Here is an 18517-nt window from a genome sequence, read left to right on the forward strand (position 1 = left end):
AAACACTGCGACGCCCACCACATCCAGCACTGGGCCGACGGCGGCGACACCTCCCTCGACAACGGCGTCCTGCTGTGCCGCCACCACCACACCCTCATCCACCGCAGCGGCTGGGACGTCACCATCGAACACGGCATGCCGGTGTTCTACCCGCCCGCCTGGCTCGACCCCGAACGCAGACCCAGACACAACCAGCTCCACACCGCCGCCTAACCCCGACCACACCGGGAACACAAGCGGCCCCACCACCTCGACCGCCACGGCCGTGCAGCACCACCACGGCCGTGGCACCGCCATGCCCAAAACCGGCACACTGGTCAAGACAGCAACTCCGACCAAAGGTTGTGTCGACTAGCGGCGGCATCGACTAAGCGGACGCACTCGGCAAAGCCCAAGACGCAACCGATACTGCTCCAGCAATACGAACCGTAAAGACCGGGCATGGCCAATGGTGAAGCCAAGGCACCCCGAAACCGCGAAGGCGAAGCCGAGTCGGACAGCCCTATGCCGCGCTGTTCAAGCGGTAATTTCCGGAACCTGACCGCACAAACTCAACCACGTACGCAGGCGATTGGCGCTTGACTTTGGGTGCGAGGTGCTACCGTGTTCGGATCGGCCGGGCTCTTTATGCCCGGCTTTTTGAGGCCGACCAGCGCCTCGCAAGGGCCCCGAAGTCAAGCGCCAATCGCAATCGTCGCGAAGCGGCGATGAAAAAACCAAAGCTCGTCAAAGGCCGTCAGTTGAGCAGTTCCGCCGTGTGCACCATGCGATCACGTGGCCATGAGCGGTGCCAGCCGCCGTGGAAGGTCACCCGGACGTCGTCGCTGGATGCCACGGCGGTCACCTGGCCGATCGGCCCGATAGAGCCGTACAAGCGGACCAGGTCACCAGGCGACAGCTCGTCGGCGTGTTTGGTGCCGAGATTGCGCGCCACCGACGAAGGCTTCATGAAGGCGGTGAAGAGCCACCACGAGCCGCCGCACAGCACGGGGACCGTGAGCACGAGGATGCCTGCGACCACGGGGAAGGCGGACACCAGCAAGGAGGCGCCGACCAGCGACCACAGCAGGCCCACCAGGGCGGCTACGTGGGCGGAGTGCACGGGGTGGTCGCCTACCTGGAGCCAGCCCGTCGTGCGGACCCAGCCTGCCTTCGTCAGGCCGCGTGGCGGTTTGCCGTGGGCCAGGCTTGGGGGCGGGTCGGTGATCTCCGGTGGTTTGGCGAACAGGTCGATGCCGGTGTCAGTCTGCACGGCGCCACCTCAGGTTCCTGCCGTTGCGGGCGCAGACCATTTCCTCGCCGCTCGGTGAGGTTCGGCGTGCGCCTTCCTTGAAGCAGATCTTGCCCAGCCAGATGTTGTCCCACTCGTCGTGCTCGTCGAACGGTGGCGTCGTGGTGGTCGTGATCGACGGTGGGGGCGGTGGCGGCGGCGGTGTGGAGGGTTCCGACGTGGGAGCACTCGTGGTCGTGGTTGTCGTGGTGGACGACGGGGTACTGGAGGACGTCGGTGTCTCGTTCGTCAGGCAGCTCGCCGCCCACAGGCCGCGGCGTTCCTGGCGGGCGGCGGATTCGACTGGTGCCAGCTCGTCGCGCGTTGACAGGTCGGCTCGGGCCACGCCGTCGTGGACGATGGTTTGGGCGTAGTCCGCGCCGTCCGGCAGGCGTACGTCGACGGCGATTCGGTTGGCGCCCGCGTCGATGTTCTTCTTCACGGTGAGGCGCACGGTCTTGCCGCGCAGCAGGGTTTGGGCGGTGGAGCGGGACTCCGTCAGCCAGCAGTCCGCGATGCTGCGCAGGCCCGCCACGCGGGCGTTGAAGAAGAGACCCGTCGCAGGTTCCACGCCTTCGAACAGGTCCACATCGGACACCGTGTGGACGGTCACCTCGAAGGAGTCGCCTCTGAGCACGGCGGTGTCGGGGCCGGCGTCGCCGTGGTCCCGCGGTTCCGCGTCGCCCAGGAAGCCCGCCGCGCCGGTGGCGGCGAGCGCGGTGACGACACCCAGGCACATGATCGTGAGCCTGGTGTGGTGGCCCGCGCCCCACCAGAAGCGGCGCACGGCTCCCGGATCCGGTTGCTGGGTTGGGTTCGGCAATGGCAGTCCCGGCGTGGTGCGATCGAGTGTCGACGCAGTGTTATCGCTCACAAGTGGAGCGTCAAGAACGCAAAAAGGTTCAATCGATTGTTCGCCTATATTTCACACAATCCTTGGTGTTATTGCCTTCGCATACGAGGTCAGGCCCGCGCCGCACGCCGCAGCACCGGCGTCACCCACGCCAGCACCACCCCGGCCCCGAGCACCGCCACCCCCGTCGCGAGCCCGGCGCGCGGATCCCCCGCCGCGACCGACACGGCTCCCGCGAGCGCCGCGCCGAGCGGCTGACCGAGGCCCCACGCCAGCATCCTGGCCGTGGTGTTCACCCGTGACTGCAACTCCTCCGGGCACACCTGCTGGCGGTACGTGATGCCGTTGATGACCACGATCGCGCTGGCGGCACCCCAGTACACCGCCGTCGCACACGTCACGAGCCAGTGGCCGCTCACGAGCATGATCAGCCCGCCGAGCAACGAGAGCAGCAACGCGCCCAACGCCAGCCGTGCCCCGCCCCAGCGTTCGGTCAGTCGCGGCAGCAGCCGGGACGCGATGATCGCGCCCACGCCCCAGCAGCTGAACAACGCCGCGAGCCGCACGTCCCCACGCGGCGCCACACCCAGGACGCGGTCGGCGAACGGCACGAGCACCGCGACCCAGGCGCCGTTGGCGACCGAGTGCGCCGCACCGACGAAGGTGAGCGTCCGCACGACCGGCTCCCGCCACAGGAACCGCAACCCCTCCCGCACATCGGCGACGAGTTCGCCGGCACCGCGCACCGGACGTGGGTTGGCCATGCTGCTGGTGATGCCGCGCAACAACAACGCCGACCCGACACCGGTCAGTGCGTTGACCGCGAGCAGTGCCGCCGGAGCGACGACGGCCACCAGCAGCCCCGTCAGGCCGGGCACCACGAGCTCCACCACCGTCGAGCGTCCGTAGAGGGTCGAGTAGGCGGCGGTCAGCCGGTCCTTGCCCACCAACGCCGGCAGCGCGCCGAAGTTGGCCGCGTCGAAGAACACGAACGCCGTCTGCGCCGCGAACGCCACGGCCACGACGTGCGGCGCGGTCAACACCCCGGCGAGCCACGCCAGCGGCATGCTCAGCAACAGGGCGGCGACGGTGAAGTCCAGTGCCACCATCATCTTCCGGCGGTCGAGCCGGTCGGCCAGCGCACCCGCGAGCAACCCGAAAACGAGGTACGGCAACGCTTCCGCCGCGGTGACCGCCGAGGTCCACCCCGCCGACCCGGTCAGCCGGTAGACGAGGACCGGCATCGCCACCGCCGACACCACCGCGCCCACGACCGACAGCACGCGCGCGTTGAGATAACGGCTGAAGTCGCGATCGGACGCGTTGAGCTCCTCGGTGTCCCCCACCCCGACAGCCTATTGGCCCAATTGTGTCCCTACAGACGAACGCGCACCACGATCAGCACCCGTACGATGCGGTGGACGACGTCGAGCAGCAGGCGCCGTGGACTCCGCTCCTACGGACGAAGAGGTGCCTCGCCATGTCTGACGAAACAGGCACGTTCCTGACCGCGAGATCGCACAACGGCACTCGCTCCGACCCGGTGGCCCGCCTCGACGAGGCAGCGGAGGCGCTGGAACTGCTGCGCGACGCCTTCACCGGCGAGGAGTCGCTCGACACGGCCCTGCAGCGGCTCGCGGAAACGGCGGCCAGGGCGATCCCGGACACCGACGCCGTGACGGTCTCGGTCGTGACCTCGGCACATCCCAGGACCGCCGCCGCCACGGACCTCCGGCTCACCGACGTCGACGAGAAGCAGTACAGCGCCGGTCGCGGCCCGTGCTTCGATTCCGCGCGGACCCTGCGGCCCGTGCGCGCAGTGGTCGGCGAACACCTCGACGTGTGGCCGGAGTTCGAGGCCGCGGCCGCCGAGCACGGTATCCGCGCCTACCTGTCGGTGCCGGTGGTGCTGCCCTCCACCAGCGTCGCGGGTGACGAGCACGTCGGCACGCTCAACGTCTACAGCCACACCGCGGCCGCCTTCGACCCGTTCGACGCGGGCCTGATGCGCCTCTTCACGACCGCGGCGTCGGCCACGATCACGACCGCCCACCGCTGGCAGCGCTCCCGCGAGCACATCGCCCACCTGGAACAGGCGATGGTCTCGCGTGCGGTCATCGACCAGGCGAAAGGCGTGCTGATGGCCGTCCACTCGTGCACGGCCGACGAGGCGTTCACGATGCTCGTCGAACGGTCCCAGCACGAGAACGTCAAGCTGCGCGACGTCGCGAAGAACCTGCTCGACTCCGTCGCCCGGTCCTGACCACATATCGCGGGCATATCGAAAACCGGATACGCCGCGGCAACAGGTTCTCGTCTTCAGTGGGGGCATGCTCAACACTTGGCAGGACTGGGTCGGCACGTTCACCGGCGTCGTAGCCCTCACCGTGCTCTCGTTCCCGGTCGCCGGTTTGACCGTCGTGGGTCTGGGGTGGCGCCGGAAGGTCGCCGGCACCCCGGCGCCGTGGCGGACGTCGCTGGCCGAGGTCGGCATGGTCCACGGGACGGTGCCGTGGGTGTGGATGATCCTGTTGCCTGGCGAGTACCCGGGACAGGTCCTCGGCCCGCTCAACCTCGTGCCGCTGAGCGACCTGCTCGTGATGGACACCGGCCAGATCCTCGGCAACCTGGCGGTGTTCGCCGCGTTCGGGTTCTTCGGGCCGATGCGGTTCGCGGCACTCGCGTCGGTGCGCCGGATCCTGGTGATCACGGCCTCCTGGTCGGCGCTGATGGAGGTCACGCAGTACCTGTGGCTGGACCGGGTGTCCTCTGTGGACGACGTGCTGCTCAACGCGGCCGGGGCGGGCCTGGCGTCGCTCGCGTCGTACCGCTGGTGGTGCACGAAAGCGACGAAGGACACGGCGCCGATGTACAGCGGTGTCTAGGGTGCCGGGTATGCGTGTGAGCAGGGAACCGGGCCTCAGCGCCCGCTTGAAACTCACGCTGAGCTACGCGGCGCTCGTCCTCGTCACCGGCGCCGTCCTGCTGGCCGTGGTGTGGATGTACCTGCTGCGCTACGTCCCGAACGTCGAGCAGGGCCTGCTCTACACCTCGCCCAACCGGTACCTGCTCTCCCGCATCTTCGGGCGGGCCGCTGCGATCGCGCTCGCAGTCCTGCTCGTGTGCGGCCTCGCCGGAGGATGGATCCTGGCCGGCCGGATGCTCGCGCCGCTGCACCGGATCACCGACGCGGCACGGAGGTCCTCTACCGGCTCGTTGTCGCACCGGGTCCGGCTGCCGGGCCGTCAGGACGAGTTCCGCGAGCTGGCCGACGCGTTCGACGCCATGCTCGACCAGCTCGAATCCCACGTCGCCGAGCAGCAGCGCTTCGCCGCGAACGCCTCCCACGAACTGCGCACCCCGCTCGCGATCACGCGGTCTCTGCTCGACGTCGCCATCAAGGACCCGTCGCACGACCACACTGCACTCGCCGAACGCCTGCACACCGTGAACACGCGGGCGATCGACCTCACCGAGGCCCTGTTGCTGCTCAGCCGCAGCGACCGCGGGAACTTCACCCGCGAGCCCGTGGACCTCTCGCTCGTCGCCGAGGAAGCCGTCGAGACGCTGCTGCCTCTCGGTGAGCAGCGCGGGATCACGCTCGACGTCACCGGCGAGCCGGCCAAGGCCGCCGGTTCGGAGGCTCTGCTGCTGCGGATGGTGACTAACCTCGTGCAGAACGCGATCGTCCACAACCTTCCCAGCGGCAGTGTCGCCGTGCACACGGAGTCGTGGCGCGACACCGCCGTGCTGCGAGTCGAGAACACAGGTCCGCAACTGCCGGCGGAGCTGGTGCCGACGCTCGTCGAACCATTTCAGCGCGGCACGGAACGCGCCCGCACCGACGGGCACGCCGGTGTCGGGCTCGGGCTGGCCATCGTGCACAGCGTCGTGCGGGCCCACGGTGGAACGCTTCACCTCACGCCGCGCCTCGGCGGCGGTCTCGTCGTGACGGTCCGGCTGCCCGTCGCGCCTCAGAACCCGCAGCCCTCCGGCGACCAGGACTGATCACTCGCGTTGCTGCCGTCGGCCCGCACGACCCTGACCTGGACGCACAACGTGCCGGGGGCGTAGAGCTCGACCGAGGGCGTCTGGACCGTGCCCGTCTTCAGGTCGTCGTTGGTGCGCCAGGCGAACGTGTCTCCTGCCAGCGGCGACGGGTAGGTCCACGTGAAGCGGAGGGTCTCGCGGTTGACGCGGGTGGCGGTGACGGTCGCCTTGGCCGACGACCCTGCGTCCAAGGCGCTCTGCGGCCCGGCGTCCTGGCGCTGCTGCGGCAGCGAGTTGTCGTCCTTCAGCCACAGCACCCCGCTGGTGCCGAGCACTCCGGCGGCGACCGCGGCCGCGCTCGCGTACACCGGCCAGCGCCGCTTCCGGCGGGGACTCGGGTCGGCCGGGCGCACCACGGCGTCCACAGTGGACCCGGCTGGCGCGGTCTCGTGGTAGATCTCCCGCAACCGCAGCGCGAAGGCTTCGGCGGACACCGGACGCGCGGCGGGATCGGCCGCCATCGCCTGGTGCAGCAGGACTTCCAGCGACCGCGGTGCCCTGCCGGTCACCGGCGGACGGCCGTGCAGGATGCGTTGTTCGAGAGCGCTGTGCGAGTTGTTGCCGCGGGGCAGCACGAACGGCGAGTGCCCGACGAGCAGGTGCCACAACGTCGCCCCGAGCGAGAAGACGTCCGCCCGCGCGCTGTAGAGACCGGTGGTGATCACCTCGGGCGCCGTCCACGGCAGCCGGTCGCGGCCGAGCACGCCGAAGTCGGTGAGGCAGGCGTTGCCGTGCTCGTCGAGCAGGACGTTGGCCGGTTTGACGTCGCGGTGCACCACCCCGACCCAATGCGCGGCGTGCAGGGCGTCCGCGATCTGCACGCCGATGTCGAGCACGCGCTCGAACGGCAACGGCGCCAACGCGGCGACGTCGCCGTTCGAGTAGTGCTTCATCACCAGGTACGGCAGCCCGGCGCGGGTCCGGCCCGCGCGGTGCACCAGGACGATGCCGGGGTGCCCCAGGGCCAGCACGGTCCTCATCTCGGCGGCACGCGGAGGGTCGACGAGCAGTTTGACCGCGACCTCACCGTCCGCACCGCGGTACAGGTGGACGTTCTTGCCGAGCGGCCGGGCGTACCGGAATCCGGGGATCTCCGGCAACTCCTCTGTCATTCGTCACCTCGTTGCCGACTACTGCGGTCTCGGTGGCCCCGCCCACCTACGGTGACTGATTAATCCACCCCGGCTCGACTGTCAACGGTCAACCACCAGTTGAGACGACAGTTGGCACTAAACGGGCGGAAACAGCCCATGACATCTGTCACGCCGGGGTCGTGACAGCTGGGATCCGTCCAGCGGTGCGCGGGCCGACAGCATTGGGGACATGACGGAGACAGCTGTGCGGGCGGGCGCCGCGGTGGCGCTGAACGGCCTGCGGAAACGGTTCGGCGAGGTGCGCGCGGTCGACGGGATCGACCTGGTGATCACGCCCGGCGAGGTGGTCGCGCTGCTCGGCCCCAACGGCGCGGGCAAGTCCACCACGGTGGACATGCTGCTCGGACTGTCCACTCCGGACGGTGGCACGATCAGCGTGTTCGGGACGTCGCCGCGCGAGGCCGTGGTGGCCGGCCGGATCTCGGCGATGCTGCAGAGCGGGGCGTTGCTCGACGACGCGACGGTGGCCGAAGCGGTCGGGCTGATCGCGGCGCTGCACCGCAAGCCCATGCCGGTGGCGCAGGCCCTGGAGCAAGCCGGGATCGCGGACCTGGCAGGCCGCAAGTGCACCAAGCTCTCCGGCGGGCAGAAGCAGCGCGTGCGGTTCGCGCTGGCGCTGGTGTGCGACCCGGACCTGCTGGTGCTCGACGAACCGACGGTCGCGATGGACGTGGAGACGCGGCGGGCGTTCTGGCAGCAGATGCGGGCCTACACCGACACCGGGCGGACCGTGCTGTTCGCGACGCACTACCTGGAGGAGGCCGAGGAGTACGCCGACCGCGTGGTGCTGATGCGGTCAGGGCGGATCGTGGCCGACGGCTCGGTGGCCCAGGTGCGGGCCGCGGTGTCCGGCCGCACGTTGCGCGCGGTGGTGCCGGGAGCGACCGATCTGACGCTGCCGGGCGTCCGTTTGGTCGAACGCCGGGGCGACCAGATCACGTTGACCTGTACGGACTCCGACGCCGCAGTACGCGCGCTGCTGACCCGCTACCCCACCGCCCACGACATCGAGATCACCGCGCTCGGACTCGAGGACGCGTTCCTCGCGCTGACCGGAGAGGACAACTGATGAACACCCGTTTCCTGGCACTGGAACTCCGGCGCGCGGTGCGCAACGGCCGCTACCTGATCTTCACCGTGGTGGTGCCCTCGGTGATGTTCGTGCTGTTCGTGAACCTCTACGGCGGCGGCGAAGGCACATTCCCGAACGGATTACCGGTCACCACGTCGCTGATGATGAACATGGCGTTGTTCGGCGTGATGGCGGGCCCGCTGTCGATCGGCGCGCGAATCGCGGTCGAACGCGGGCTGGGCTGGCAGCGGCAGCTGCGGCTGACCCCGCTGACCGGCTCCGGCTACCTGATGACCAAGGGCGCGCTGGGCATGCTGGTGGGCTTGCCCGCCATCCTGCTGGTGTGCGCGATCGGCGTGGCCGAGGGCGTCCGGATGGACGCGCTGCACTGGGTCGGTGTGCTCGCGACGCTGTGGCTGGGCGCGGTTCCGTTCGTGCTGCTGGGCATCGTGATCGGACTGGTCGCGACCGCGGACGGCATGCAGGCGATCACGGGCCTGGCGTCGATGCTGTTCGGTCTGCTGGGCGGCATCTGGATCCCGGCGGACGTGGCGCCGGACTGGCTGGCGACGATCATGAAGGTGCTGCCGACGTACTGGGTCAAGCAGCTCACGGAGGCGCCGTTCGTCTCGGGGATCGACATCAGGCAGGCCTTGGTCGTGATCGGCCTGTGGGTGGCTGGTTTGTCGCTGATCGCCGTGCGCCGCTACCGCGCGCAAAGCTAGGTTCGTCGTCGTGCGCCGCAAGGACAACAACAAGTGGTACTGGTTCTCCGTCCTGTTCGTCCTGCTCTACATCCCCTCGGTGATCTACGACGTCGCCGTCGGCGACCGGCCCCTGGTGGAGCGGGTGGGGCTGGTGCTGGTGCTGCTGGCCTACGGGGTCGGCTGGATGCTGATCCCGCGGTGGCTCTGGTCCGGCGCCGGCGAGAACTTCAACACGCTGGCGTGCCTGGTGCTCACCGCGATCGGCCTCGTCGCGGTGTTCTGGCTGGGCATGGACTACGCGGGCCTGATGGTCTACATCATGTCCACGGTCGCGGTCGTGCTGAAGCCGTGGCGCGCCATCGCGATCGACGGGTCGGTGCTCCTGGTGCTCGCGGCCACGATGTACCTCACGCAGGAACTCCCGCGCGACGGCGACCGCCTGGCCACGTTGCTGTCGGTCTCCCTGGGCATGCTCGCGGTGGGCAGGATGATCCGGGCGAACCAGGCGTTGTCGGCGGCGCAGGACGAGATCGCCTCGCTGGCGAGGACCGAGGAACGCACCCGGCTGGCGCGGGACCTGCACGACATCCTGGGGCACAGCCTCACGACGATCACGTTGAAGACGGGCGTGGCGCGGCGGTTGCTGGAGAGCTCGGAACCCGACCGGGCGCTCGCGGAGATCCGCGAGGTCGAGCACCTCACCCGGCAGGCGCTCAGCGATGTGCGCACGACTGTCTCCGGCTACCGGGAGGTGTCGCTGTCGGCCGAGGTGGTCGGCGCGCGGGCGGCGTTGCGCACGGCCGGGGTCGAGGCGGACCTGCCGCACGCCGTGGACAACGTGCGACCCGAGCTGCAGGGGGTGTTCGGGTACGTGCTGCGTGAGGCGATCACCAACGTGCTGCGGCACGCGGCCGCGACCCGCTGTTCGGTCCGGCTCGGCGCCACGTGGCTCGAGGTGCGGGACAACGGGCGCGGCGTCGGCGTCGGTGAGCCCGGAACCGGTTTGCGGGGCCTGTCGGAACGGCTGGCCCCGCACGGCGGAACAGTGCTCGCGGGGCCTTTGGCGGACGGCGGCTTCCGGCTGCGCGCCGAGGTCGGACAGGAGGCGGTGTGATCAAGGTGTTGCTGGCGGACGACCAGGCGCTGGTGCGGGGCGCGTTCGCCGCGATGCTGGGCCTGGAACCCGACATCGAGGTCGTCGCCCAGGTCAGCGCGGGCGACGAGGTCGTGGCCGCCGCCCGGCGCACCGAGCCCCACGTCGCGTTGCTCGACGTCCAGATGCCTGGGGTGGACGGCCTCACCGCCGCCGCCGAGCTGCGCAAGACCGTACCGGGGTGCCGGGTGATCGTCTGCACGACGTTCGGACGGCCGGGCTACCTGGCGCGGGCGATGGCGGCGGGCGCGGCGGGGTTCGTCGTCAAGGACGCCACCCCCGAACAGCTCGTCGACGCCGTCCGCCGGGTGCACGCCGGTCTGCGGGTGGTGGATCCGGCGCTCGCCGCCGAGTCGCTCGCGACGGGGCACAGCCCGTTGACCGACCGGGAACGCGACGTCCTCGCCGTGGCCCGTGATGGCGGCACGGTGGCCGATCTGGCGAAGGCGCTGCACCTGTCCGAGGGCACCGTGCGCAACCACCTCAGCGCCGCGATCGGCAAGACGGGGGCGCGGACGAGGGCGGAGGCGGTGCGGGTCGCGGAGGACAGCGGCTGGCTGTAGGCCGGGTAGCGTTCAGCCCGTGGAACCTGTCGCGCTGCCGTGGGGCCGCCCTCGTGAGGAACGGGCCGATGCCGCACGCAACCGCGCCCACCTGATCGACGTCGCCCGCCGGATGGTGGCGGAGCTGGGCGCCGACAAGGTCACCATGGACGGCCTCGCCGAGCAGGCGGGGCTGGGCAAGGGCACGGTGTTCCGCCGCTTCCGTACCCGTGCCGGCATCTTCCACGCGCTGCTCGACGAGGAGGAGCGGCACTTCCAGCAGCGGGTGCTGAGCGGTCCGCCACCACTCGGTCCCGGTGCGCCGCCGGTCGAGCGGCTGGTCGCGTTCGGCCGGGCACGCCTGGAGTTCCTGGCGGAGCACATGGTCCTGGCGCGAGCCTCGCTCGATCCCGGCCGGCCCGTTCCCGTGAGCGAGAGCCCGTCGCTGTTCCACGTGCGGATGCTGCTGGGCGAGGCGTGCCCGGCGGAGGCCGCGAGCGGCGCCCTGGCGTTGCAGCTGGTCGCCGCACTGGAGGGGCCGATCCTGCTGTACCTGCACAGCGAGGGCACGCCCGAGGTGGACGGTCTGATCGCCGGTTGGCAGGTCCTCGCGGAACGCGTCTGCGGCGTCAGCTGAGCGCACTGATGGCGGTGAGCAGACCGTCGACGTCCTCGGGCGCGGTCGCGAACGAGGTGACGAGCCGGGCTACTCCCGGCTCCCAGCGGTCGTGGTAGAAGGCGTATCCCTGAGCCAGCAGGCCGTCGGTGACGTGCTGTGGCAGCCGGCAGAAGATGATGTTGGCGTCGACCGAGGCGACGAGCTCGACACCGGGGACCGCCTTCAGTCCATTCTGGAGTCGAGCGGCCATCGCGTTGGCGTGCCTGGCGTTGCGCAGCCACAGCTCGTCGGTCAGGTAGGCGGCGAGCTGGGCGGCCTGGAAGCGCATCTTGGACGTGAGCTGGCCCGCGCGCTTGGCGCGGAACGAGAGCTCCGGGGTGAGCGAGCGGTCGAAGACGACGACGGCGTCCGCGGTCATCGTGCCGTTCTTGGTGGCACCGAAGGAAAGCAGGTCGACGCCTGCCTTCCAGCTCATCTCGGCGGGGGTGCAGCCGAGAGCGGCGACCGCGCCGGCGAAGCGCGCGCCGTCCAGGTGCAGGCGCAGCCCCGCCTCCTTGGTGATCTCGCCGATCGTGCGGAGCTCGTCGAGAGTGTGGACCCCGCCGGTTTCCGTGGCCTGGCTGATGCTCACGACGGACGGCTCGACGCTGTGCACGTCGCCTTTCTTGTGCCGCACGGCGGCACGCAGGGCGTCGGGGTCGATCTTGGCGTCGTCGCCGGGCAGCGGAACGAGCTTGGCGCCCGCGGTGAAGAACTCGGGCGCTCCGCACTCGTCGTTGTCGACGTGACTTTCGCGGTGGCACAACACGCTTCCCCACGGCCGGGTCAGTGCCGCGAGGCACAGCGCGTTGGCGGCGGAACCGGTCGACGTGAACAGCACGTCCACGTCGCGTTCGAACATCTCGCACAGCCGCCGGCGAACCTCGGCGCTGGTGGTGTCGTTGCCGTACGCCGCAGCGGGTCCCGAGGAGGCGCGGGCCACGGCGTCGAGGATCTCCGGGGTGGTTCCGGCGGAGTTGTCGCTGGCGAAGGCGTGCGCGTAGGCGGTCACGTGGTGGGCCCTTTCAGCTGACGATGGGCGAGGCGATGACGACGGTGACGTCCGCCGGTTCCGTGCCCGTGCGGTAGAGGTGGGGAGCGTCTCCCGCGAACGCGAGCAGGTCGCCGGGCGCCAGCTCGCGCGGGTTCTCCGACGGGCCCGCGGTCAGCCGGCCGGAGACGACCAGCAGGTGCTCGACGGTGCCGGTCGCGTGCGGGATGCCGTGCATCTCGGTGTCCTTCGGCATGCGCAGCCGCCAGATCTCCAGGCTGTTGCCGCTGCTGATCCGGCGCAGCAGCTCCCGGCCGACCTCGCCCTCTGCGATCTCGGTACCGGGCACGAACACCGGTCCGGGGTCGGTGTCGCGGGTCAGCAGGTCGGTCAGCGGGATCCGCAGGGCGATGGCGAGCGCGTCGAGCGTCTCCACCGTCGGGTTGCCCAGCCCTGCCTCCAGTTTGGACAGTGTCGCCTTGCTGAGGCCCGCCCGTCGCGCGAGCTCGGAGCCGGTCATGCCGCGCTGCTCACGACGACGGCGGATCTGCGCGCCCACGGACGCGGCGGTGCTGCTCGTCGACGCCATCACCGCTCCCCGTGCACGGCGGAGTACGACACCCGGACGCGTCCCTTCTTGACCTTCAGCGTCGGCACCACGAGATCGGCGAGGTCGCCGAGGCTGCGCACGTGCGTCCCGCCGCACGGTGCCGCGTGCAGGTCTCCCAGGAACACCACTCGCCGCCCCTGGTCGTTCGTCTCGGCGGTCACCGGCAGGTCCTCGTCGACGGCCGCCGCGACCACCTTGCGCAGTTCGGCGGTGATCTCCTCGCGGCCATCGGGATCGGCCAGCCGGGGATCGGCACGCGGATCGGTGAACTCGACGCGCGCCTGACCGGGGAAGTGGTTGCTCCCGGCCAGCTCCCACCCGAACGAACGGCCCGCCGCCTCGACCAGGTGCCCGGCGGTGTGCAGGGCGGCGTGCGCGAGCCTGACCCGCAGATCGATCCTGGCCCGCACCCGTTGCCCCACGGCCGACTGCGGTCCCTCGGTCACCACCAGACCCGACTCCTCGTCCCGGACGGGCACGACCTCGACGTCGTCCAGCCAGCCCCGGTCGGCGGGCTGACCGCCGCCCTGCGGGTGGAACAGGCAGTGCTCGACGGCGACCCACGGCCGTCCGTCGCGCTGCCCAACCGCGATCACCCGAGTGTCGGCCTCGTCCGCGTAGGTGTCGTCGAGGTACGCCTTGACCTGCATCGTCAGCTCCAACCGTTGAACGATGCGTTTACTATAACGAACGCTGGAGCTGACGGTCGTGGACCCCGCGCCACACGATCAACGACACGATGGCGCCGCACAAGCACAGGAACATGTCCCACTGGGTGTCCCACTGATCGCCTTGGGTGGCGAGGAAGTCGTCGGCCCCGCTGCCCAGGATCAGAGCGCTGAACCACTCGACGAACTCGAAGCACGCGCTGATCGCGAGACACACGCTCGCCGTGAGGAAGCCGACCCAGCCGCCCGGCCGCAGCGGTGTCCGCCGCAGCAACACCTCCCGGACCGCCACCGCGGGCACGAAGCCCTGGATGAAGTGAGCGAAGCGGTCGTAGTTGTTGCGCTGAGTGCCGAGCAGCTCCTGCGCCCACTCCCCCAGCGGCGTCTCGGCGTACGTGTACTGCCCGCCGTAGCAGAGCACCAACGCGTGCAGCACCAACAGCCACGACAACAGCCTGGTCAACGGAAACCGCTTGTGCAGCGCCACCACCAGCGGCAGCCCGATCAGCACCCACACGACCTCGAGCACCCAGGTGCCGAGCGACCTCGCCTGCACTCCGCTCGCCACGAGCGCGGCGATCACGACGCCCGCCAGCACCCGGCCCTCGGTCCGGCCCACGCCGCGCACTTCGTGCTCCATGCGGGGTCAATCTATGGGTGTTCGAGGTGTTCGGTTACCTGGCGGCGCTCAACCGCGATCACGACCAGCGTAACGAGCGCGAACGCCGGGCAGACCCACCCGCGCGTGTCATCTGTCGTCGAGCCGGACCAGCTGCGCTCTCGGGTACTTGCGGCCCGGCATCGGCACCGGCGACCCGGTGAACGACACCGGCGTGCCGGCCAGCAGCAACGTCAGCCCCTCCGGCAGATCGTCGCGCGACACGAACCACGAACCACCACGCGTGTCGGTGATGAACCCGTGCGACTGCCCGGACTTCCACGTCGTCACGGTCCCCCGCCGACGACCGCGCGGAGCACCCACCGGTGACGCGACCGCCTCCGACGACCGCACGAACGCGCGCCGCAGCGGGTACTCGGGCAGGTCGCCCGGAGCGAACAGCTCGTCGAAACCTGGGGTGAAAGGCGTCGCGGCGCGCAGCGGTGCGGCGGTGCGCGGGGTCCAGGCGGGCGCGGCGGTCCGGACGTCCACGACCGGGACGACCACGTGCACGCCGCGTTCGGTCAGCCTCGTCACGAGCGGGGTGAAGTCGGCGTCACCGGTGAGCAGGACGACCCACTGCAACGGCACGGTGGTCGCGCGGTCCCAGGCCTCCAGCGCCAGCTGGACGTCGACGCCCTTCTCCTTGCCGCCGTGCAGAGGCAGGTCGTGGCGAGTCACGCCCGCGGCGCTCAGCACCGCGTCGAACGACGCGGCCGGGGTGTCGATGCGGCCGCGGACGTAGTGCGCCTCGGAGACGACGCACTCGTCGATCGGGTGGCCCGTCTCGGTGTGGACGTACCAGCGCAGGGCGTCGTGCAGACCGTCCAGCGAGATCCGGGCGGCCCGCTCGTGCGCGGTGGCGTAGAAGTCGCTGAGGTACGCGAACCACGTGCCGTCGTAGAACACGCCTATGCGGACGATCTTCCCCATTGGACAGACATTACCTGCGAGGTGCTGGACCAGCGGGTCCAGCACCTCGCCACTCAACCGGTCAGCGCACGGCCCACGATGCTCACGTCGTCGATCGCGCCACGCCAGAAGTCCACGTTCTGGCCGCCGAACTTGGCGCGTCCCACCGTGAACGCCCCGGTGCTCACGATCGCCGGACCCGCCGGGGCCGTGGCGACCCGCACACCGTCGACGTACAGCCGGATCTCGTCGCCCGCCCGCACACCCGTCAGCTCGTACCAGCGGCCGAGTTCCGGGATGATCTCGAAGCGGGCCCTGTTGCCGCCCGGCGTGCTGAACGCGAACGCGCCCTGCCCGTACTGCAGGTAGAACGGGTTCTCCCGCTCCCGGCCGTCCTGGCTCACGGCGGTGGCGTAGTTGCCGGGCAGCTCGTCGAGCCGCACCCGCGCGGACACCGTGTAGTCGCCCGTCGTGTCGACCACCGGGCCGTAGGTGTCGGCGGAGCCACCGGTGAACTCCACGGCACCGGACTTCCACGCGACACCGGACGGGCTCAGCGTCAGCGGGTTGTCGCCGCCGCTCGAGTCCTTCGCCTCCGTTCCCCTGCCCTCCTCGAACTTCCACTCGCCGCGCCCCGCGTACGGGTACGGCTTCCCCGCACCCGCCTCGATCACCCGCCGGTTGATCTCGCGAACGGGACCGGGATCGACCTTGATGCGCTTGCGGTCGTAGGTCCAGAACCCGTTGAGCTCGTTCTCCAGGTCGGTGACCTGGGTGTAGACCGACGCGGACAGCTCGGCGCGCGCCTGCCCGAGGTAGAACGTGCGGGTGTTGTCGACGTACTTCGCCGTCAGCGCCGCCTTGTCCGCCACGCCGCTGTAGATGTTCGCCGGCGCGCCCGGCCACTGGTGGCCCGGAGTTCGCAGCGTGAAGCCGCCGTGCTCGCCGTCCATCACGACCCGCCTGCCGTCCGGGCGGGCCGGATCGGTGTTGTTGTAGTCGTGGTGGTCGATGACGTCACCCCTGCCGGAATCACCCTTGGAGGCACAGCAGTTCACGCCGCTGTGCGCGTTGACGATCCGGCTCGGGTCGGCGGCCTTGACCTCGTCGGTGATCTGGCCGGTGACCGTGCGGTCCCACTCGCCCCAGCCCTCGTTGAACACGATCCAGGCGAAGATCGACGGCGAGTTGTGCAGCTGCTTCATCATCTCGCGGTTCTCGGTCAGGAACGCCTGCTGCGCGGCCGGGCTCCCACCGTCCTCGACGGACACGAAGTCCTGCCACACCAGCAGTCCCAGCCGGTCCGCGTGGTAGTACCAGCGGGCGGGCTCGCCCTTGATGTGCTTGCGCACCGAGTTGAACCCGAGGTCCTTCTGCGCCCTGAGGTCGAACTCCAGCGCCGCGTCGCTCGGCGCGGTGTTCAGGCCGTCCGGGAAGAAGCCCTGGTCCAGCATCATCAACGAGAAGACGGGCTTTCCGTTGAGCGTCAGCTTCTTCTGCCCGCCGACGTCGGTGATCCCGGTGGACCGCATGCCGAAGTAGCTCTTCACCCGGTCTCCGCCCAACCTGATCTCCAGCTGGTAGAGGTACGGGTCGTCCGGCGACCACAGGTGCGGGTCCGGCACCGGCAGGGTCAGTTTCGTGTTGGCGGGCCCGGTGACCGCGCCGACCTGCCTGCCGCGCGCGTCCTTCGCGACCGCCGTGACGCCGGCGTCGCCGGTGGACCTGACCTCCAGCGCGAGCGAGCTCGTGGCGAGGTCCGGCGTCATCTTGACGTCGTCGATCGCCTTGTCCGGCACAGGCTCCATCCACACGGTCTGCCAGATGCCCGACGACGGCGTGTAGAAGATGCCACCGGGGTCGCGCGACTGCTTGCCCTTGGGCTGGTGCGGGCCGGTCGTGTCGGTGACCGCGACGACGATCTCCTGCTCGCCGCGCACGAGGGCATCGGTGATGTCCGCGCTGAACGCCGTGTAACCACCGGAGTGCTCGGCGACGAGCTTGCCGTTCACCCACACCTTGGCCTCGTGGTCGACCGCGCCGAAGTTGAGCTTCACGCGTTGTCCCGACCAGTCACGCGGCACGGTCACCGTGCGGCGGTAGAACATGTGGTCCTCGTGCCGTTCCAGCCCGGAGAGCTGCGACTCGATCGGGAACGGCACGATCACCCGCTCGGGCAGCCGTTGCCCGAACACCGGCTGCTGTCCCGCTTTAGCGCCCGCGAACTCCCACGGACCGTTGAGGTTGAGCCACTTCTCGCGTTCCAGCTGCGGCCTCGGGTACTCCGGCAACGGGTTGCGCGAGTCGATCTTCTCGCCCCACGGTGTCCTCAACCGCTGCGTCGACGAGTTCGCGACCGTGCGTGCGGTCTTCCCGACCTTCCTCCCGTCGACCGTGAGTTGTCCCGCACCGTCGTAGAGGAGGCGGACCCGTTGGCTCTTCAGCACTTTCTCGCTCAGCCGGACCGTGAGCCGGCCCCGGCTCGCGGTGATCACGTCGACCGGCATCGGCGTCGCGTCCACGTCGATCCGCAGGTGGGCCTTCAGGTCGGTGACGTTCGTGACGCGTCCGCCGAACTCCGCCGTCAGCACCCGGCCGTCGCCGGACACCGCGGCGGTGCGCGGCACGACCTGGAAGTCCGGCGGCGGCGTGAACGCCGACTCCGGCACGATCTGCTTCGGCAGGCCCGCGCCCGACCAGCGCAGGAACATGTTGGCGCCACCGGTGTCCTGGAACATCTCCAGCCGGAAGTCGTACTGCCGCCCGGCGGTCAGCGACACCGGCGCGCTGGTCTGCTCGCGGTCCCAGTCGCCGACCCAGTGGTCGATCACCGGTTTGTCGTCGACGAACAGCCGGAACCCGTTGTCCCCGATGGCGTGGAAGGTGTAGTCACCGGTCCGCGGCGCGGTGATCCGGCCGGTCCAGCGCGCGGTCGTGTGTTCGGTGCGGCCGGCCAGGAACCCGAAGATCGAGGTCAGGTCCGCGTGGTTCACCTCGGCGTCGAGCACGGTGCCCGCGAGGGTCGCGAAGTCCCGCGCACCGGGCGCCGACATGCTGAAGTACTCGCCTTTCAGGCCGTGCACGGGCTCGGCGGCGCCCGCGGGTGGTGTGCCGGGCGCGACGCCCAGCGCCAGCAGCGCGACGAGTACGGGGGCGGCTTTTCTCATCGGCGAGGTCCCCTTCGCTTTTTACAACGTTGTAAGAGCGCTCCCATCTATC

Annotated in this window: 18 protein-coding genes and 1 pseudogene; 9 read left to right on the forward strand and 10 right to left on the reverse strand. The window is 70.0% G+C overall.

The features are described 5' to 3' along the window. A partial coding sequence (locus JOD27_RS43870; protein ID WP_204768330.1) for an HNH endonuclease signature motif containing protein occupies positions 1-213 on the forward strand: 213 nt, incomplete at its 5' end. 523 nt (positions 214-736) lie between these two features. On the opposite strand, the gene JOD27_RS43875 is transcribed toward JOD27_RS43870, so the two are convergent. From JOD27_RS43875 to JOD27_RS43885, 3 genes are all read right to left on the reverse strand, one after another. Beyond that, positions 737-1252, reverse strand: a complete 516-nt coding sequence (locus tag JOD27_RS43875; RefSeq protein WP_204768331.1) for a hypothetical protein — start codon at positions 1250-1252, stop codon at positions 737-739. Continuing rightward, entirely contained in the window at positions 1242-2057 is an 816-nt protein-coding gene (locus JOD27_RS43880) for a thermonuclease family protein (protein ID WP_204768332.1), read from the reverse strand. The genes JOD27_RS43875 and JOD27_RS43880 overlap by 11 nt, the downstream gene beginning before the upstream one ends. 176 nt (positions 2058-2233) lie before the next feature. Next, the gene (locus JOD27_RS43885) at positions 2234-3469 is read right to left on the reverse strand and encodes an MFS transporter (RefSeq protein ID WP_204768333.1); all 1236 of its coding nucleotides are present in this window, start codon (positions 3467-3469) and stop codon (positions 2234-2236) included. 134 nt (positions 3470-3603) lie between these two features. Here JOD27_RS43885 and JOD27_RS43890 point away from each other — a divergent pair, with 134 nt between their 5' ends. The 3 genes from JOD27_RS43890 to JOD27_RS43900 all read left to right on the forward strand — a co-directional run bounded on the left by JOD27_RS43890 (position 3604) and on the right by JOD27_RS43900 (position 6131). Beyond that, complete coding sequence (locus JOD27_RS43890; protein ID WP_204768334.1) at positions 3604-4386, forward strand: GAF and ANTAR domain-containing protein; 783 nt, start codon at positions 3604-3606, stop codon at positions 4384-4386. A 67-nt stretch (positions 4387-4453) separates the two neighbouring features. Further along, positions 4454-5008, forward strand: a complete 555-nt coding sequence (locus JOD27_RS43895) for a VanZ family protein (protein WP_204768335.1) — start codon at positions 4454-4456, stop codon at positions 5006-5008. 16 nt (positions 5009-5024) lie between these two features. After that, entirely contained in the window at positions 5025-6131 is a 1107-nt protein-coding gene (locus JOD27_RS43900; protein ID WP_204768372.1) for a sensor histidine kinase, read from the forward strand. Here the strand turns inward: JOD27_RS43900 and JOD27_RS43905 are convergent. Next, positions 6098-7285: a serine/threonine-protein kinase gene (locus JOD27_RS43905; RefSeq protein ID WP_204768336.1), complete on the reverse strand. Its 1188-nt coding sequence runs from the start codon at positions 7283-7285 to the stop codon at positions 6098-6100. The genes JOD27_RS43900 and JOD27_RS43905 overlap by 34 nt on opposite strands. 211 nt (positions 7286-7496) lie before the next feature. Here JOD27_RS43905 and JOD27_RS43910 point away from each other — a divergent pair, with 211 nt between their 5' ends. The 5 genes and pseudogenes from JOD27_RS43910 to JOD27_RS43930 all read left to right on the forward strand — a co-directional run bounded on the left by JOD27_RS43910 (position 7497) and on the right by JOD27_RS43930 (position 11438). Further along, the gene (locus JOD27_RS43910; RefSeq protein ID WP_204768337.1) at positions 7497-8396 is read left to right on the forward strand and encodes an ABC transporter ATP-binding protein; all 900 of its coding nucleotides are present in this window, start codon (positions 7497-7499) and stop codon (positions 8394-8396) included. Further along, positions 8396-9124, forward strand: coding sequence for an ABC transporter permease (locus tag JOD27_RS43915; RefSeq protein WP_204768338.1), 729 nt, complete (start codon positions 8396-8398; stop codon positions 9122-9124). The genes JOD27_RS43910 and JOD27_RS43915 overlap by 1 nt, the downstream gene beginning before the upstream one ends. 10 nt (positions 9125-9134) lie before the next feature. Continuing rightward, a complete protein-coding gene (locus JOD27_RS43920) occupies positions 9135-10220 on the forward strand; it encodes a sensor histidine kinase (RefSeq protein ID WP_307830670.1) in 1086 nt (361 codons plus the stop codon). A 5-nt stretch (positions 10221-10225) separates the two neighbouring features. Beyond that, positions 10226-10741, forward strand: a pseudogene (locus JOD27_RS43925) (response regulator); the annotation flags it as partial. 100 nt (positions 10742-10841) lie between these two features. Next, on the forward strand, positions 10842-11438 hold the full coding sequence (locus tag JOD27_RS43930; RefSeq protein ID WP_307830671.1) for a TetR/AcrR family transcriptional regulator: 597 nt from the start codon (positions 10842-10844) through the stop codon (positions 11436-11438). Here JOD27_RS43930 and JOD27_RS43935 read toward each other — a convergent pair. The 6 genes from JOD27_RS43935 to JOD27_RS43960 all read right to left on the reverse strand — a co-directional run bounded on the left by JOD27_RS43935 (position 11431) and on the right by JOD27_RS43960 (position 18465). Then, positions 11431-12471, reverse strand: a complete 1041-nt coding sequence (locus JOD27_RS43935; RefSeq protein ID WP_204768340.1) for a threonine aldolase family protein — start codon at positions 12469-12471, stop codon at positions 11431-11433. The two genes, JOD27_RS43930 and JOD27_RS43935, sit on opposite strands and share 8 nt — an antisense overlap. Before the next feature lie 13 nt (positions 12472-12484). Further along, positions 12485-13039 (reverse strand): helix-turn-helix domain-containing protein, encoded by a 555-nt coding sequence (locus JOD27_RS43940; RefSeq protein WP_204768341.1) that lies wholly within the window; start codon positions 13037-13039, stop codon positions 12485-12487. Beyond that, the gene (locus JOD27_RS43945) at positions 13039-13722 is read right to left on the reverse strand and encodes an alanyl-tRNA editing protein (RefSeq protein ID WP_204768342.1); all 684 of its coding nucleotides are present in this window, start codon (positions 13720-13722) and stop codon (positions 13039-13041) included. The genes JOD27_RS43940 and JOD27_RS43945 overlap by 1 nt, the downstream gene beginning before the upstream one ends. A 19-nt stretch (positions 13723-13741) precedes the next feature. Continuing rightward, positions 13742-14368 (reverse strand): DUF2238 domain-containing protein, encoded by a 627-nt coding sequence (locus JOD27_RS43950; protein WP_204768343.1) that lies wholly within the window; start codon positions 14366-14368, stop codon positions 13742-13744. A 108-nt stretch (positions 14369-14476) separates the two neighbouring features. Next, positions 14477-15319, reverse strand: coding sequence for an NYN domain-containing protein (locus JOD27_RS43955; RefSeq protein WP_204768344.1), 843 nt, complete (start codon positions 15317-15319; stop codon positions 14477-14479). Between the two features lie 53 nt (positions 15320-15372). Continuing rightward, complete coding sequence (locus JOD27_RS43960; RefSeq protein ID WP_204768345.1) at positions 15373-18465, reverse strand: PA14 domain-containing protein; 3093 nt, start codon at positions 18463-18465, stop codon at positions 15373-15375. Between the last annotated feature and the right edge of the window lie 52 nt (positions 18466-18517).

Source organism: Lentzea nigeriaca, assembly GCF_016907955.1.
Taxonomy (GTDB): Bacteria; Actinomycetota; Actinomycetes; order Mycobacteriales; family Pseudonocardiaceae; genus Lentzea; species Lentzea nigeriaca.

Bases quoted from the DNA above. Each gene is read 5' to 3' on its own strand.
- JOD27_RS43890 (WP_204768334.1), top strand. From the start codon at position 3,604: ATGTCTGACGAAACAGGCACGTTCCTGACCGCGAGATCGCACAACGGC.
- JOD27_RS43895 (WP_204768335.1), top strand. From the start codon at position 4,454: ATGCTCAACACTTGGCAGGACTGGGTCGGCACGTTCACCGGCGTCGTA.
- JOD27_RS43905 (WP_204768336.1), bottom strand. From the start codon at position 7,285: ATGACAGAGGAGTTGCCGGAGATCCCCGGATTCCGGTACGCCCGGCCG.
- JOD27_RS43910 (WP_204768337.1), top strand. From the start codon at position 7,497: ATGACGGAGACAGCTGTGCGGGCGGGCGCCGCGGTGGCGCTGAACGGC.
- JOD27_RS43915 (WP_204768338.1), top strand. From the start codon at position 8,396: ATGAACACCCGTTTCCTGGCACTGGAACTCCGGCGCGCGGTGCGCAAC.
- JOD27_RS43940 (WP_204768341.1), bottom strand. From the start codon at position 13,039: ATGGCGTCGACGAGCAGCACCGCCGCGTCCGTGGGCGCGCAGATCCGC.
- JOD27_RS43950 (WP_204768343.1), bottom strand. From the start codon at position 14,368: ATGGAGCACGAAGTGCGCGGCGTGGGCCGGACCGAGGGCCGGGTGCTG.
- JOD27_RS43955 (WP_204768344.1), bottom strand. From the start codon at position 15,319: ATGGGGAAGATCGTCCGCATAGGCGTGTTCTACGACGGCACGTGGTTC.
- JOD27_RS43960 (WP_204768345.1), bottom strand. From the start codon at position 18,465: ATGAGAAAAGCCGCCCCCGTACTCGTCGCGCTGCTGGCGCTGGGCGTC.